The following is a 17,693-nucleotide window of genomic DNA, read 5'->3' on the forward strand; positions in this document are numbered from 1 at the left end:
GCCAGCCTGTCTCCGTGTCGACGGCTGAGGGTTCGACCGGTTCGCGCTGGCAAGCCGGGAGCCGGGTGGTCGTCCTGGTCAACCCCGAGACGGCGCAGTTCGTCAGTGAATTGCGGCAGGCTCTGGCACCCGCGGAGGTGCGCGTCGTCATTGCCGGAGCGCTCTTCTCTCCAGAAGCGGGGCAGGCACTGGCGTCCGAGCTTCTGCGCGAAGTGGGACACGTCGATGTGGTGATCGATGTGTCTGACCTCTACGCGCAGCCCAGGAGCGTGGATGACGACAAGCTGGGCAGGGTCACCTTCCTCCAGCGACTGATTCGCGAGTTCTCCGCGCTGTCCATCCTGCATGTCACGCGGGGCCTGCAGCCATTCGAGTGCGCCCAGCCGAGTCTGGCGGGGGCCAAGCTCGTGGGCCTCATGAAGATGCTCAGCGCGGAGTACCCCCACGTGGTCGCGAAGAGCATCGACCTCGACGTCGGTGCTGAGGCGCTCGTGGAACTGCTGGGCAGGGAGTTGGCGGCTCCAAGAGAACAGTCCGAGGTGTGCTACCGGCGCGGCCTTCGCTTCGCACCGCTGCTCGAAAAAAGGCGGGTGGAACGCACTGACGCGGATGGCCTGGAGCGCCAGCCGTTCGACCTGCACGAAACAGGCGTCTATGTGGTGACGGGAGGCACTCGCGGCATCGGGCTGGAGATCGCGGAGCATCTGGTCTCCCGAGGTGCGCGTCGGCTGGTATTGATGGGTGCGACGCCGTTGCCGTCGAGGCGCGGGCCAGATGCGGGAGGTCGTTCCCCGCAGGACACGCTCAGGCTGGAGAAGCTCGCGGCGCTTGAACGCCGAGTGGACTCACTGGACATCCACATTGGCCCGCTGGACGACCGGACCGCGCTCGCTGCGCTGTTCACCAGAATCCAGCGCGAGCGAGGCCCCATCCGAGGCGTGATTCACAGCGCGGGGGCTTACTCCGACATCAAGACGCCAGCCTTCGTCGACAAAAAGGCCGTGGACATCGAACGGGTGCTCGCTCCCAAGGTTCGGGGCATCGAGTGCCTGAGCGACGTCCTCGAAGGCGCGGACCTCGACTTCTTCGTCTCGTTCTCGTCGCTGACGGGCGTGATACCGAGGCTCGCGCGGGGCCTGAGCGACTACGCGATGGCCAACGCGTTCCTGGACCACTTCACGGCCTATCAACACCAAGGCCGGAAGCGGACGTGCTACCGGACCATCACCTGGGTGGATTGGAACGAGACCGGCGCGGGCGCCCGCCTTTCACCCGAGGACAAGGCACGGCTCGACCAGGCCCTGGGCTCGCTCGGGATGCGGAGCTTCACCAACGATGAGGGCCGTGCCCTGTTCGAGAAGTCGATGCGCCTGGGGGCGAGGAGCTGGGTGTTGCTGGCCTACCTCCATCCGGAGACGTCCTGGGCCGAGGGCAACCCGATGCTCGCGGAGTCGCCCGTGACGACCCAACGGCGCACGGTGGAGACGCCAGAAGCGGCGCCAGCAGTGGACAGCTCCGGGGTGAAGGCAGCGATTCGTGACGCGGTCTGCGAGGTCCTCCAGTTGCCAGTCGACACACTGGACGACGACCGGGCCTTCCAGCGCTATGGCCTCGACTCCATCTCGGCGGTCCAGCTCTCGGTCTGCTTGAAGCGGCGGCTCGGGAGCGATGTCTCCCCCCGCGAGTTCATCGAGCATCCCTCGGTCCGTAGCCTCTCCGAGTACCTGGGAACGCAGTTGGATGTGGCACCGCCGCTGCCCTCCGTGGTTCCCGTGCCTGAGCATGACGCGCCCGCGCCTCGTTCGCAGACACGCGGGGGTAAGGACGCTCAGGCCGTGGCCATCGTGGGCGCGGCGGGTTTCTTTCCGGGCTGCCAGTCGCTCCAGGCCTTCTGGGATGCGCTCGACGCCGAGCAGACGCTCCTGGAGGAAATCCCTCCCAACCGGTTCGACTACCGGCCTCTCTTCCCGGACAAGAGCCGGAGCAAGTGGGGCGGCTTCATTCCCGACGTCGCGTCGTTCGACCCGGGGTTTTTCAACATCCTCCCGGCCGAAGCGGAGACCCTGGACCCCCGGCAGCGCCTGCTGCTCATGGCGGTCTACCACTGCCTCGAAGACGCGGGGCAGGCCCCGGAGAAGCTCAAGGGCAGCCGCACGGGCGTCTTCGTAGGCGCGGAGGAGAATGAGTACCTGCTGCACCTGCGCGAGCAAGGCGTCGATACCGCGTCTGGCTTCGACCAGGCGGCCAGCATGGTGGCCAACCGGCTGTCGTACTTCTTCGACCTGAGCGGGCCGAGCGAGCTGGTGAACACGATGTGCTCGAGCGCTGCTGTGGCCATCCACCGCGCGGTGCTGGCGATCCGGTCGGGGGAGATTGACCGTGCCATCGTCGCCGCCGCGAACGTCATCCTGCGGCCCGATGGGTTCATCAAGCTCTCCCAATTGCAGCAGTTGAGCCCGAGCGTCCGCGTGCAGTCGTTTGGCAAGGACGCCAGCGGGCACCAACGCGCGGAGGGCGTGGCCTCCGTGCTGCTCATGCCCTTGGAGCAGGCCGAGCGTGAGGGGCACCCCATCCACGCGGTGCTGAGGGGCAGCGCGGTCAACTACAACGGTCGCTCGGGCGTATCGATTGCCGCGCCGAGCCGTCAGAGCCACAGCGAGCTGATTCAGTCTTGTTATCGCTCGGCGGGCATCGACGTGCGGGACGTCGAGTACATCGAGGCGCAGGGCATGGCCAACCCCGTCGCCGACATCGCGGAGTGGGAGGCCATCAATGACGCGCTGAAGCGGCTTGCCACGGCGCAGGGCGTCGACGTGGTGCCGGGCCACTGCCGGGTGAGCAGCCTCAAGCCGCTGACCGGCCACATGGAGTCGGCGTCGGCGCTCGGCGCGCTGTTCAAGGTCATCCACAGCTTCCGCCGCGACAAGGTCTACGGCATCGCCGGCTTCGAATCCGCCAACTCGTATCTGGAGCTTGACCGTCAGCCCGCGCGGCTCGCGACCCGGACGGAGCCCTGGCGGCGCAATGGAAAGCCGCGGCTGGCGGGCCTGCATTCGTTCGGCGCCGGCGGGAACAACGCGCACCTCCTCGTGGAGGAATACGTGCCCCAGCTGGAATCGCGGCCGTCCGCGGGCGGGCCGCCCTCGCGTCAGTGGCATGTCGTTCCGGTGTCGGCGAGCAGCGTGGAGCAGCGGGTCGACAGGGTCGCGCGGCTGGCGGCCACGCTCAGGGCGGAGCCGGAGTTGGACCTGGACGCCGTGGCGTTGACGCTGCAACTCGGACGGGACGCGATGAAGCACCGCGTGGCCTTCCTGGCCGAGGACCGGACGCGGTTGCAGCATCAGCTCGATCGGTACGTCGCGGGCGAGCGCTCGGAAGGCGTCTTCGAAGGGAGCGCTGAGAAGAGCAAGGGGCAGCGGGACGCAGCTGCGCACCCCAGTCTCCAGGCAAGTCAGCGGGAGGCTCAGGAGACTGCGGTCGCGTGGTGCCGGGGCGCCGTGGTCGATTGGCAATGGCCACTGGAGGCGAAGCCCCAGCGCGTGCGCCTGCCCGTCTATGCATTCAAGATGCAACGGCTCTGGGTGGATGCGGCGCCGCGGCAGCCCCGGGAGGGCACGATGCCCATCGCGGAACACCCTGCATCCAGGCCGGGGGATGACACCCGGTTCCGAGCGCGGGCCGAGTCGATGATTCGCACGACGCTCAGTCCCTTCTTGCGCGTGCCCCCGGAGCAGCTCGACCTGGAGGCGGAGTTCAGCGAGCTGGGCTTCGACTCCATCCTGGTCATCAAGCTGGCCGCCGCGCTTCGCCAGGGGCATGGCTTGGTGGTCGAGCCTGCGGCCTTCTTCGAGTACTCGACGCCCGCGCAGCTCATCCAGCACGTGAGTGACCAGCTGGCGCGGGATGCGGCACCACCGTCACCGGCTTCGGACCTCCTGCCTCACGCGGGGGCCACCGCTCCGCGGAACACCGACGAGCCGATTGCCATCATCGGCCTGAGCGGGCGCTATCCCGAGGCACACGACCTGACGGCATTCTGGTCAAACCTGGCGCGCGGGGCGGACTGCGTCAGCGAGCTGCCATCCGACCGCTGGCCGCTGGATGTCTTCTTCGACGCCGACAAGGACGCAGCCATCGCGAGTGGCAAGAGCTACGGCAAGTGGGGCGGGTTCCTTGGAGGCCTCTACGACTTCGATCCGCTGTTCTTCCGAATCTCTCCGCGCGAAGTGGAGATCATTCACCCGGAGTCCCGGCTGTTTCTCCAGTGTGCCTGGCACGTCGTGGAGGACGCGGGCTATACGCCGACGGCGCTGGCATCGGAGCGGGTGGGCGTGTTCGTCGGCGCGTCGAAGGTGGGCGTGGCCGAGCAGCACCACACCTTCTTCACCATCCCCAACCGCGTCTCCTACGCCCTGAACTTGAAGGGGCCCAGCCTCGCCATCGACACGGCCTGTTCGTCGTCGCTGGTGGCCATCCACCTGGCGTGCCAGCAGCTCCAATCAGGTGACTGCACGCTGGCCATCGCGGGCGGGGTCAATACCTATACCCACCCCTACCACTTCGCGGACCTCTCCAAGCTGCAGATGCTGTCGACGGAAGGGAGGTCGAAGGCGTTCGGCGCGGGGGCCAATGGATTCGTGCCCGGGGAGGGCGTGGGCGCCGTGCTGCTCAAGCCTCTGGGACGCGCGCTGCGGGATGGCGACCACATCTACGGCGTCATCCGGGGCTCGGAAATCAACCACGGTGGGAAGACCAACGGGTTCACGGTGCCGAACCCACGGGCCCAGGCGGAGGTCATCACTCGGGCCCTGGCGCGAGCGAAGGTGCCTGCCCGGCATATCACCTACGTCGAGGCGCACGGCACAGGCACGGACCTGGGAGACCCCATCGAGATTCGGGGGCTGACGGAGGCCTTCGCCGCGCAGACGCCAGACCTCGCGTACTGCCGCATCGGCTCGGTGAAGACGAACATCGGGCACCTGGAGGCCGCCGCTGGCATCGCGGGGCTGTCCAAGATCCTGCTCCAGGGACAGCACCGCAAGTACGTGCCGTCCCTGCACTCGAGCACGCTGAATCCCCATATCGACTTCGGCAAGACGCCGTTCGTCGTTCAGCAAACCTGCGAGGACTGGCTGCCCTGCGACGCGCAGGGACAGTCCATCCCCCGCATTGCCTGCATCTCCTCCTTTGGCGCGGGGGGCAGCAACGCCCACCTCATCATCGAGGAAGCCCCGGCGGAAGCCATGACGCAAGACCCTCAGGCGCTCGTAGACGGGGCCGCGCTCTTTGTCCTGTCCGCCCGGACGGAGGAGCAGCTGCGCACGTATGCCGCGTCGTTCGACGCCTTCCTGGCGCAGGCGCCCGCGCTGTCACTGCAGGATCTCTGCTACACGCTCCAGGTGGGACGCGAGGCGATGGACTGCCGGCTGGCCTGCCAGGTTGGTTCCATCCGCGAACTGAGGGAGCGGCTGAGCGACTTCGCGCAGGGGCGGTCCACGCCCGAGTTGCTCACGGCGAACATCCGGAAGAACCCCGAGGGTCTGGCCTCGCAGGATGGCGGCGAAGCCATGAGGACAGGCGCGCTCTCTGAGCTGGGCGCGCGGTGGGTGAAGGGCGGCCACGTCGACTGGCGGAGTCTGCACGAGGGGAAGCGCAGGCGACGTCTCAGCTTGCCCCTGTATCCGTTCGCGAAGCAGCGCTACGCGCTACCGGCCACGCCAACCGCCGTATCGGCCGTGGCTCCGGCGCGCCTGCACCCGCTGTTGCACGAGAACCAGTCGACGCTGGCCGGTCCGTGCTTCGTCACGCACTTCAGCGGGGACGAGCCCTTCCTCGCGGACCACGTGGTCCGGGGCCAGAAGGTGCTGCCTGGGGTCGGCTACCTCGAACTGGCGCACGAGGCGGTGCTGCGCTCATTGGAACCGGCGGAACGCGGCTCGACGGCCATCCGTCTGGAGCAGGTCGTGTGGCTGCGTCCCTTCGTCTACTCGGCGGAGAATGCGTCGCTGACCGTCCGACTGTCGCTTGTGGCCGACGAGAGCCTGTCCTTCCGGATCACCAGCACCGGCAGGTCCGGAGAGACGATGCTGCACGCCCAGGGGCGCGCGCGCCGTGGCCCGGGTGGCGTGATTGCGGAGCGCGTGGACATTCCAGGCGCGCTGGCGGGCTGCACCCGGAAGGTGGTGAACGGCGAGGCGCTGTACGACGTCTTCCAGTCCATTGGCATCGATTACGGGCCCGCGCACCGGGTGATTGATGAACTGGCGGTGGGAGAGAACCGGGTGGTCGCGAAGGTGTCGCTGCGCGGGACGAGCCTCGCAGACCGCGCTGCCTACACGCTGCCGCCCAGCCTGCTCGATGGGGCCCTCCAGGCCACGCTGGGCCTGGCGATGGGACAGGGCGCGCTGAGAACGGCGCTTCCGTTCTCCCTGGACACCCTGCGGATTCTCCGTCCCTGCCCGGACCAGGCCTGGGTGGTGGTCGAGCGTGAACCGCGAGGCGGAGCGAATGGCCCCATCGTGTGTGCGATACGCATCACCAGCGAGGCAGGCGAGCCGTGTGTGGTGCTCGAAGGCTTCAACGCGCGGCCCATCGATAGCGCAACGGCGCAGCCGCCCGCGGACGAGCAGGCGACGCTGCTTTGGTCCCCGGAGCGTGTGCGCGAGCCAGCACCGGAAAGCCCAGCGCCGTCCTTCGACCATCACCTGGTGCTCACCTGCGGCATGTCGGGGCTGACGGCTTCGGACGTCGAGCGCGCGGTTCGGGACGGCCGTGGCTCCACGTCGGTCTCTTGCCGCGAGCTGCAATCCCGTCAGGAGCGGCTGGACCTGCGTTACCTCGACTTCGCCCGCCAGACGCTTGAACGCCTGCGCGAGACGTTGGCCGGGACGAAGGGCAAGCTGCTGGTCCAGCTGGCCTACGCGGGAGCGGACAAGGTCGTCGCGGGCCTCGGCGGCATGCTGAAGTCGGCGGCGCTCGAGAATACGCGGCTGAGCTGCCAGAGCATTGGTTTCGACGGTCCGGTGTCGGCGGAGCAGCTGGCGAAGGCTTTGCTGGAGAACGCCCGGACGCCCGGGGAGCGTGAGGTCGACTATGAAGGCGCCTCGCGGTTCGTCACGCGTTGGCATGAGCGCGCCCGTCTCCCGGTGGCGTGCGAGGCGGACACGGTCGGAGCGGTACCCTGGCGGGCCGGGGGCGTCTACGTCATCACGGGTGGTGGTGGCGGTGTGGCTCGGCTGATGGCCCAGGAGATTGTCCGGCGGTGTGAGCGGCCGACGCTGGTCCTGGTGGGGCGCTCGGACGCGAAGGAACCGCTGCTCGCCGCGTTTCGTGAGTGGGAGGCGTCCGGTGCGCGGGTGCGGTACTTCGTCGTGGACGTTGCCGACATGGCTCGGATGGCGGAGGTGGTCGCGGAAGTCCGCCGGGAGTTCGGAACGGTCCACGGCGTCATCCACACGGCCGGCGTCATCGAGGACAACCTGCTCGCCCGGAAGTCCGAGGCGGAGTTGGTCCGGGTGTTCGCGCCCAAGGTCAGCGGATTGGTGGTGCTCGACGAGGCAACGCGAGGCCTGTCCCTCGATTTCTTCGTGGCGTTCTCTTCAATTGCAGGCGCCCTGGGGAACGCTGGGCAGGCGGACTACGCGGCGGCCAACGCGTTCATGGACGCGTACATGGCGCACCGCCAGACGCAGGTGGCCGCTGGCGACCGGAGCGGCGTGAGCCGGGCCCTCAACTGGCCGTTCTGGCGCGACGGCGGCATGCGCATGGACGCGGCGACGGAAGAGGCCATGACGCTGGGCACGGGGATGGTGCCCATGCCGACGGGGACCGCCATGACGGCGCTCTACCGGGTGCTGACCGGGAGCGCGTCGCGGGTCCTGGTCACGGTGGGGCGGGTCGAGTCGATTCGGAAGTTGGTGGGCCAGGAGCCCGTGTCGCGTCGCGAGCGAGCCCCTGAGACCCCGAACGCAGGAGACCTGCAAGCGCGCGTCGAGGCGGTGTTGCTGGAGGGCGTGTCAGAGCTGCTCAAGGTGCCGCGCGAGGAGCTGGACGCCGACACCAAGCTCAGTGACTACGGCTTCGACTCCATCACCTTCACGGAGTTTGCCAACCTCCTCAATCGACAGCTTTCGCTGGGCTTGTCGCCGGTCATCTTCTTCGAGTTCACCACCGCGAATGCGCTTGCGGGGTACCTGTGTGAGAGCCACGGCCCACGATTGCTGGACCAACTGGGCGCGGAGGCCGCTGCGTTCGAGCCTGCTTCGCCGCCGTCGGCCCCCATGCCGGTCGAGCCTGCAAGGAGCGAGGAACGGGTCGCGCCCGCGCAGCCGCGCGCGAGAGAGCCCATCGCCGTGATTGGCATGGCGGGGCGCTTCCCCAGTGCGGATGACCTCGATGCGTTCTGGGGGAACCTCGTCGCCGGGAAGGACTGCATCCGGGAGGTGCCGAACTCGCGATGGGATTGGCGGGCCTATGACGGTGACCCCATCCGCGAACCGAACAAGACGGACGTGAAGTGGGGCGGCTTCATCGACGGCATCGACGAGTTCGACCCGGCGTTCTTCGGCATCTCTCCTCGCGAGGCCCGGCTCATCGACCCGCAGCAGCGGCTGCTGATGATGTACGCGTGGAAGGCCATTGAGGACGCGGGTTATGCGCCGTCAAGCCTCGCGGGTTCGAACACGGCCATCTACGTCGGGACGGGCCATTTCGGCTACGGCGACCTCATCAAGGAAGCCGGCATCCCCATCGAGGGCTACACGTCCGCGGGCCTGGTGCCGTCGATGGGGCCCAACCGGCTCAGCTATCTGCTCGACCTTCACGGGCCGAGCGAGCCGGTGGAGACGGCCTGCTCCAGCTCGTTGGTGGCCCTGCACCGCGCGATGACGTCACTGGCGGACGGCACGTGTGACCTGGCCATCGTGGGTGGCGTCAACACGATCGTCACGCCGGACGGGCACATCTGCTTCAGCAAGGCCGGCATGTTGAGCCGGGATGGCCGCTGCAAGACCTTCTCCGACCGGGCGGACGGCTACGGCCGGGGCGAAGGGGCCGGCTTCGTGGTCCTCAAGACGCTCAGCCGAGCGGAGGCGGACGGGGACGCGATTCATGGCCTCATCCTGGGGAGCGCCGAGAATCACGGCGGCCATGCGAACTCGCTGACGTCTCCCAATCCCGCGTCGCAGGCGGACGTCCTCATGGCGGCCTACCGGAAGGCCGGAGTCCCCATGAGCACGGTGGGCTTCATCGAGGCTCACGGCACGGGCACCGCGCTGGGAGACCCCGTGGAGGTCACGGCGTTGACGAGCGCGTACCAGACGCTCGTGAAGGCCGACGGGGACGCCGCCAGTGCGCAGCCTCGCTGTGGCATCGGGTCGGTGAAGACCAACATCGGCCACCTCGAGCTGGCGGCCGGCATCGCCGGCGTCATCAAGGTGCTGCTTCAGATGAAGCACGCCACGCTGGTGAAGAGCCTGGGCTGCGAGACCTTGAACCCGCACATCCGGCTGGACGACACGCCGTTCTACGTCGTTCGGGAGACGGCGCCCTGGCCGCGCCTCACGGACCGGCGAGGAGTGGAACTGCCTCGGCGCGCAGGCGTGAGCTCGTTCGGCTTCGGTGGCGTCAATGCGCACGTGGTGCTCGAAGAGTACGTGGCGCGGCGACAGGAGACCGCGAGCACGCAGGTGATGCCCGGTACGCCGGCCATCATCGTGCTCTCGGCGAAGACGGCCGAGCGCCTGAAGGTCCAGGCCCAGCAGTTGCGCGACGCCCTCCGGCATGGCCGGTATCAGGACGGGGAACTGGCGCGCATCGCCTACACGTTGCAGGTGGGCCGGGACGAGATGAAGGAGCGGCTGGCGTTCACCGTCGACTCCCTGGCCACGCTCGAACGCCAGTTGACGGCGTTCGTCGAGGGAACCGAGCTCGAGTCGGGCCTCTACCGTGGCACTGCCGGAAGCCGTGGCGGCACTGCCGTTGTTGAGGAGCCGGCGAGTGGGCTCACCGAGCGGATCTCACGGGGAGAGATTGCGCCCGTGTTGGAGTCGTGGGTTCGCGGCGGGAAGGTTCGCTGGCACGAACTCCATGCGGGTGGCCGCGCCCAGCGCATCCGCCTGCCTACGTATCCGTTCAGCAGAGAAAGACATTGGGTCTTGGACACGCAGACACCCGCGCAACCCCTCCGTGCCGGTCGCGTGGTGACACGCGCCACCGCGAACAGGAGGGCACCCATCGTGCTGCGAGACCCTAGCGACCTGGAGGCCGAGTTGATGGACGCTGCAACTCCGAAGCGCAATACCGTGGTCGAGGCACCCGAGCCGGAGCGTCCGACGCCCACCGCTCCTCCTGCTGCACCCCCGCCACCGAGCGCAGCTGCGTCGAGCAAACTGCGCGAGGAACTGGCGACGAGCCTCGCCCAGGCGCTCTACATCGACCGCGCGCAGGTCAACGCGGAGTCCACCTTCGTCGAACTCGGGCTGGATTCGATTGTCGGGGTGGAGTGGATCCACGCCATCAACAAGCAATACGGCCTGTCACTCCCGGTGACCAAGGTCTACGACCACCCGAACCTCTCACTGTTCGCGGACTACCTCGCCCGGCAGCTGGGGCCGACCGCACCGCCTCCCGCGCCGCCGCCACAGGTGGAGGCGAAGACGGTACGCGTCGCGCCCGTCGTTTCGAGCCCGCCTCCCAGCGTGCAAGCGGTGCAGGCGCCAGCGATCGTGAAGAAGGAGGTCGCACCGGCGGGCACCGTGCGAATCGCCGTCATCGGCATGTCGGGGCGCTACCCTGGAGCGGAGAACCTTCGGCAGTACTGGGACAACCTCCGGGACGGGGTCAGCGGAATCTCCGAGCTGCCGTACACCCGATGGGACGAGGCCACCGCGAAGCAGTTCCGGCAGGACCGGAACTATTGCCACCGGATGGGCGCGCTCTCGGACATCGAGTCTTTTGACCCGCTCTTCTTCCGCATGTCGCCGGCCGAAGCCGAAGTGACGGACCCACAGCACCGGCTGTTCTGGCAGGAAGGCTACCGGGCGTTCGAGGACGCGGGGTACGCCGGTGAGGCCCTGGATGGCCGCCGGTGTGGCGTCTACCTGGGCATCATGGGCAGTGAGTACGCCACGCTGTTGCAGCGGAGTGGGGCCCAGGCCATCAACACCACGGGCAACAGCTACGCCATCGCGGCGGCACGGCTGGCGTACCACCTCAACCTGAAGGGCCCGGCCATCGCCATCGACACGGCGTGTTCGTCGTCGCTGGTGGCCACGCACCTGGCCTGTCAGGCGCTGACCAGCCATGAAATCGACATGGCCCTGGTGGGCGGCGTCACGCTGTACCTGGCGCCCGAGTCATATCTGGCCATGTGCGACGCGGGCATGCTGTCGACGGGGGGCGCATGCCGGCCCTTCGACAATGGCGCGGACGGCTTCATCCCCGGCGAGGGCGTGGGCGCCATCGTCCTCAAGAGGCTTGAGGATGCCGAGCGTGACCGGGACGCCATCCTGGGCGTCATCATCGGTTCGGGCACGAACCAGGACGGCAAGACGAACGGCATCACCGCGCCCAGCGCGGCCAGTCAGATGGAGTTGGAGCGCGAGGTCTACCGGCGGTTCGAGGTCGACCCGGCCACGATTGGCTACGTGGAGATGCACGGCACCGGTACCCGGCTCGGCGACCCGATTGAGCTGGAGGCCTTGTCGTCCGTCTTCAAGGAGCGCACGGACCGGACTCAGTTCTGCGCCATCGGCTCGGTCAAGAGCAGCATCGGGCATACCTCCGCGGCGGCGGGGGTGGCGAGCATCCACAAGGTGCTCCTCGCGATGCAGCATGGCTCGCTCGTTCCGTCCCTGAACTACTCCGAGCCGAACCAGCACTTCGACTTCCAGCGGTCACCGTTCTACGTCAACACCGAGCACAAGCCCTGGAAACCGAACGGCCATGCGCTCCGGCGGGCCGCCATCAGCTCGTTTGGCTTCAGTGGAACGAACGCGCACCTGGTGCTCGAAGAGTATCCCGCGGCGTCCAGGCCGCCGACCGTGAGCGCGGTGGGGCCGGCGTCGGTGTTCGTGCTCTCGGCGAAGACGGCGGAGCAACTGGCCAGCTCCGCGGCCGAGCTTCGCCGATTCGTGCAAACGCTGGATGCAGGCGCGCTGGCCCACCTGGCGTTCACACTGCAAGTCGGGCGCGCGGCAATGGAGCATCGGCTGGCCGTGGTGGCCGGTAGCGCTTCGGAGCTGAGTCGCTCGCTGGAGGGTTTCCTCCACGGTTCGCCGGGGAAGGACGTTTTCGTGGGCACCGCGCTCGGGGCTGGGCCGGCCAGCGGTCAGGCGCCGTCCACCGACGACCTCAACGTCCTCGTGGGTGTCTGGAGACAGAGTCACAGCTACGCGAAGATCGCGGCCGCCTGGGTCCGGGGCGCACGCGTGGACTGGGCCGCGCTCCACGGCGGACAGGGCCCTCGCAGAATCAGCGCGCCGACCTATCCGTTCGCCAAGGAGCGGTGCTGGCTGCCTGAGCATGCATCCGAGGCCGCGGCGCCCATGGCGCATGCCATCACGGACGCTGGTCATCCGCTCGTCCAGCGGAATACATCGACACTGTCCGAGCTGCGGTTCACGTCCACGTTCACCGGAGATGAGCCGTTCCTGGCCGAGCATCGTGTCGCTGGCCGCAGGGTGATGCCGGCTGCCGCCCAGTTGGAGATGGCGCGGGCGGCGGTGGTGGCGTTGCTCGGTGCGGGTGAGCGGACGAAGCGCGTGCAGTTGGCGAACGTCGTCTGGCCGAGAGCCCTGGTGGTCGAGACGGGTGCCACCGACATCCACATCGGGCTCAAGCCGCAGCCCGACGGTGACCTGGCGTTCCGGATCTACAGTTCGCCTGAGTACGACAGCGGGATGGCCGTGCTGTTCTGCCAGGGAACGGCGCGACTGAAGACCGCCGACATGCCCGGTGCGGCGGAGCGGTCGCGTGTCGAACGGAACACGCTGCTGCGTGAGTGTGGCGTCGACAGCCTGGATGGCGAGGCGTGCTACCGCCGTTTCCGCGCCGCGGGCCTGGAGCATGGTCCTTCGTTCCAAGCACTGCGGCGGATTCACGTAGGCCGGGAGCAGGTGGTGGCGGACCTGTCCCTGCCGGCATCCAACGCCCGTGCGGCGGCGTCCTACGCACTGCCTCCGGGCATCCTGGATTCGGCGTTGCAAGCCGTGGTCGGTCTGGCGCGCGGCAAGGACGACGCGCCAGCGGCCCTGCCGTTCGGTCTGGAGCGCCTGGACGTGTATCGGCCGTGTCCCTCGGAGGCCTGGGCGCACATCACGCGGCCAGCCGCGAATGGACCGGACTCGGCCATGCCTTGCGTCGACATCGCCATCTACGATGCGCAGGGCACGCTGTGTGTCGAGCTCAAGGGCTTTGTCACGCGGGCACCGGAGGCGTCCCGTGAGTCGGCTGAGCACGGCCGGGAAGTCCTGCTCATGACGCCCGCGTGGACCGTGTCTTCTCCGCGAGTGGATGGCACGAGTCCCGCGAAGCCCGGCCGCCACATCGTGTTCCTGTGCGAGACGGGCAGGGCACTGGAGGCGGCGCTGCGGCCTCACGCTGGGGATGCCGAACTCATCCGGTTGGAGTCCTCTCATGACCGGATGGGAGACCGCGTCCAGGAGTACGCGGGCCGGCTGCTCTCCACGTTCAAGCGCGTCTTGAAGTCCGGGCCGCAGGGGGACGTCCTCTGCCATCTGGTCATCCCAGCCAAGGGGGAGCAGCAGTTGCTCACCGCGCTCGACGGCCTGTTGAAGACCGCGCACGCCGAGGAGCCCCGGTTGAAGACTCGGCTCATCGAGGTGCATGAGCCGGAGGGCGCTTCGCTGGCGTCGTTGCTGTTCGCCGCGACGCCGGGTGGACAGGCTCCGCTCCGGTACACACGCGGAGGCTGGCGAGAGCCGCGGTGGCAGGAAGTGGCACAGCGAGCGTCGAGCACTCCGCACAGCGAGTCCGTCTGGCGCCGGGGCGGCGTGTATCTCGTGACGGGCGGACTGGGGGGGCTGGGGATGATTTTCGCCCAGGAGATTGCAGCCCGTGCGCCAGGTGCGACGCTGATTCTCTGTGGCCGTTCGTCTCCTCGTCAGATGGAGCCCCGGTTGGCGACGCTCCGTCGTTCCGGCGTCACGGTCGAATACCTGCGCGCCGACGTCAGCCAGTTGGACGAAGTCCGGCGGTTGATTGCTGGCATCCGTGAGAAGCACGGCGCGCTGACCGGCATCATCCACGCCGCGGGCATCCTTCGGGATGGCTTCATTCGCCACAAGAGCGACGCCGAACTGAGCGAGGTGATGGAGCCGAAGGTGCTCGGCGTGTCGAACCTTGACGAGGCGAGCAAGGACCTGCCGCTGGAGTTGTTCATCTCGTTCTCCTCCATCGCGGGGGCGCTGGGCGGCGTGGGGCAGGCGGATTACGCCACGGCCAATGCGTACCTCGATGCGTACGCGCACTACCGCGCTGGGCTGGTGGCGGCGGGGCAGCGGTCGGGCCGGACGCTGTCCATCAACTGGCCGCTCTGGAGTGACGGTGGGATGAGCGTGGGCCCCGAGCTCAGGGATCTGGCGGAGCAGCGCTCCGGGCTGGCATCACTGCGCGCCAAGGAGGGACTGCAGGCGTTCTATCGCGCCTGGGAGACGGGGCAGCCACAGGTGCTGGTGCTGGTGGGAGAGCCGGCACGCTTGCGCGAGCATGTCGGGCAGGAGCGCGGCGTGAGCGACGCGGTGCCCGCCGCGCGTACGCCGGCGATGACGGGCCGCGCGGGTCAGGACGCCGTGAGCGACCACTTGAAGACGGTGTTCGGCCGGGTCCTGAAGGTTCCCCGGCAGCGCCTGCACGACGACGTGTCGCTGGGCAACTACGGCATCGACTCCATCAACATGCTGCAGGTCATCAGCGAGCTCGAACGCGACTTCGGGCCCCTGTCAAAGACGTTGCTGTTCGAGCATCGGACGCTCGGGGAGCTGACCGCACACCTGGCAGAGGCTTTCGCTGACCGCCTGGCGGGCATCTTCGGCCTTGCCCCATCGGTCGAACAGCGAGAGGAGGCCACGCGTCCGGCCAAGCGTGAACCGGCGCCCCGAGTGAGTGACGGAGGCAGCCCCACGGACGTGGCCATCATCGGTCTTGCGGGCCGCTACCCGGGCGCGAGGGACCTCAACGCCTTCTGGCGGAATCTGCGTGAAGGCGTGGACAGCATCGGAGAGGTTCCGCAGGACCGCTGGGATCACAGCGCCATCTTCGACCCGGACAAGTCTCGGCCGGGAAAGACGTACAGCAAGTGGGGCGGCTTCATCGAAGGCGCGGCGGAGTTCGACCCCCGCTTCTTCAACATCCCTCCCAAGGAGGCCCACTTCATCGACCCGCAGGAGCGCCTCTTCCTGGAGTGCGCCTATGCCTGCTGTGAGGACGCGGGCTACACGCGGGAGTCCCTGGCAAAGCTCGGCGGGGACCGTGCCGGCGGAAGCGTGGGCGTCTTCGTGGGCGTGATGTACCAGGAGTATCAGTTGTACGGGGCGCAGGAGACGATTCAGGGACGGCCCCTGTCGCTGCCGGGAAACGCGTCGTCCATCGCCAACCGGGTCTCCTACTGGTTCGACTTCCACGGGCCGAGCATGGCGGTGGACACGATGTGTTCCTCGTCGCTCACGGCGCTTCACCTGGCGATGCAGAGCCTCGCGAACGGAGATTGCGAGGCGGCCCTGGTGGGCGGGGTGAACCTGTCGGTGCATCCGAACAAGTACCTGGGTCTCAGCCAGGGGCGCTTCGTCTCCAGCAAGGGGCGCTGTGAGAGCTTCGGCGCTGGTGGTGATGGCTACGTTCCCGCGGAGGGTGTGGGCGCTGTCCTGCTCAAGCCGCTGGAGCGGGCGAAGGCGGATGGTGACCGCATCTATGGTGTCATCAAGGCCACGGCGGTCAATCACGGAGGCCGGACGGCGGGCTTCAGCGTGCCGAACCCGAACGCGCAGGCCCAGGTGATTGGACGCGCCCTTCGCCGCGCGGGTGTGGATGCTCGCACGGTGGGTTACGTGGAGGCGCACGGTACGGGCACGTCCCTGGGCGACCCGGTGGAGATCGCGGGCCTCCAGAAGGCGTTCTCCGAGTTCACCTCCGACAAGGCGTTCTGCGCCATTGGCTCGGTGAAGTCGAACATTGGCCACTGTGAGAGCGCTGCGGGCATTGCTGGGCTGACCAAGGTGCTGCTCCAGATGAAGCACCGCCAGCTGGTGCCGTCGCTCCACTCCCAGGTGCTCAACCCGCACATCGACTTCGATGGAACGGCTTTCGTCGTGCAACAGCGGCTGACGGAGTGGAAGAGCCCGGTGCAGGAGCACGAGGGCCGCCGCGTCACGCAGCCTCGGCGCGCCGCGCTGTCGTCGTTCGGCGCCGGGGGCGCGAACGCACACGTGGTGTTCGAGGAGTACGTGGAGGAGGCGAATCCGAGGGCCACTGATCGCGAAAGCCAGGCACCGGTGGTCATTCTCCTGTCCGCCACGCTGGAGGCTGGGCTCCAGGCTCGGGCCCGCCAGCTGCTGGACTGGATGCGCGACCCCGAGCTGCGTCAGGGCTCGCTGGATGACGTGGCCCATACATTGCTGAACGGCCGCGAGCACATGGTCGAGCGGCTGGCCTTCGTCGTCAGCACCTTCGCGGAACTGGAGGCGGCCTTGGAGGACTTCCTGGCGGCGGATGGCTCGCAGCCGAAGTCCAAGGGCAAGCGCGTGTGGCGCGGACGGGTCGAGCGGGTGTCGAATGGACTGACGGACGCCCTCGTTGACGAGGACATGCAGCAGACTGTCGACGCCTGGGTCGCCAAGCGGAAGTTCGACAAGCTGCTGGACCTCTGGACCGCCGGGGTATCCATCGACTGGAGCCGCCTCCATGGCGGCTCGAAGCCTAGGAAGGTGTCTCTGCCGACGTACCCGTTCGCCCGGGAGCGCTACTGGGTGCCACGGTTCGACGAGCGTTCGACTCCGGAACCCAAGCAGCACGTGGAGCTCCCCCCGGTGCCGAGCCTCCCCCGCGAGATTCCCGCGCCGGTCACGCCACGCGCTCGGATCAAGTTGGAGCCCGTGGGCCAGGTCTCCGTGGGGAACGGCGTCGAGGCGCGTCGCCTCCCGCCGATGCCCAAGGTCCTGACTCCGACGCGCTCGCCCGAGGACGCGCCTCCGGTGGTAGCGGAAGTCCGCGAGCCTGCGCGCGCGCCCGTGCAGCCTGTCTCGGAGCCACCGGTGCCCGCACCGAAGCGCCCGGCACCTGTTGCGCCTCGCACGCCCGCACCCGCCGGCGTCACGCTCGAACAGTTGCAAGCGGAGTTGACCGTCAGCCTGGCTCGCGCGCTTTTCCTGCAACCCTCCGAGGTGGACCTGGACGTCGGGTTCCGCCACATCGGGCTGGACTCCATCATCAGCGTGGAGTGGATCCAGTCCGTCAACAAGAGCTACGGCATCAACGTCGCGGCGACGCGGGTGTATGACTATCCGAACATCCGCGAGTTCTCGAAGTACCTGGGCAACGAGATTCAAAAGACGGTCAGCGCGGGCGCTCCGGCTCAGGGTGAGCCGCCTTCGTTGGATGAGCTGCTTCGCCAGGTGGAAGCCGGCGAGCTGGATCCCTCCGTCGCTCAGCAGTTCCTGACGAACAGCCAATCCTGACAA

General features: G+C 68.1%; 1 protein-coding gene (running past one end of the window). It reads left to right on the forward strand.

The features are described 5' to 3' along the window. Nucleotides 1–17,690: the 3' portion of a non-ribosomal peptide synthetase gene (locus FMQ63_RS09875; protein ID WP_011553945.1), read on the forward strand. The gene continues 9,259 nt to the left of window position 1, outside the view; the window shows 17,690 of its 26,949 coding nt (coding positions 9,260–26,949); its start codon lies beyond the left edge, outside the window; its stop codon occupies nucleotides 17,688–17,690. Nucleotides 17,691–17,693 lie beyond the last annotated feature (3 nt).

Origin of the sequence: Myxococcus sp. CA005, from assembly GCF_006518205.1 — a bacterium.
Lineage (GTDB): Bacteria > Myxococcota > Myxococcia > Myxococcales > Myxococcaceae > Myxococcus > Myxococcus xanthus.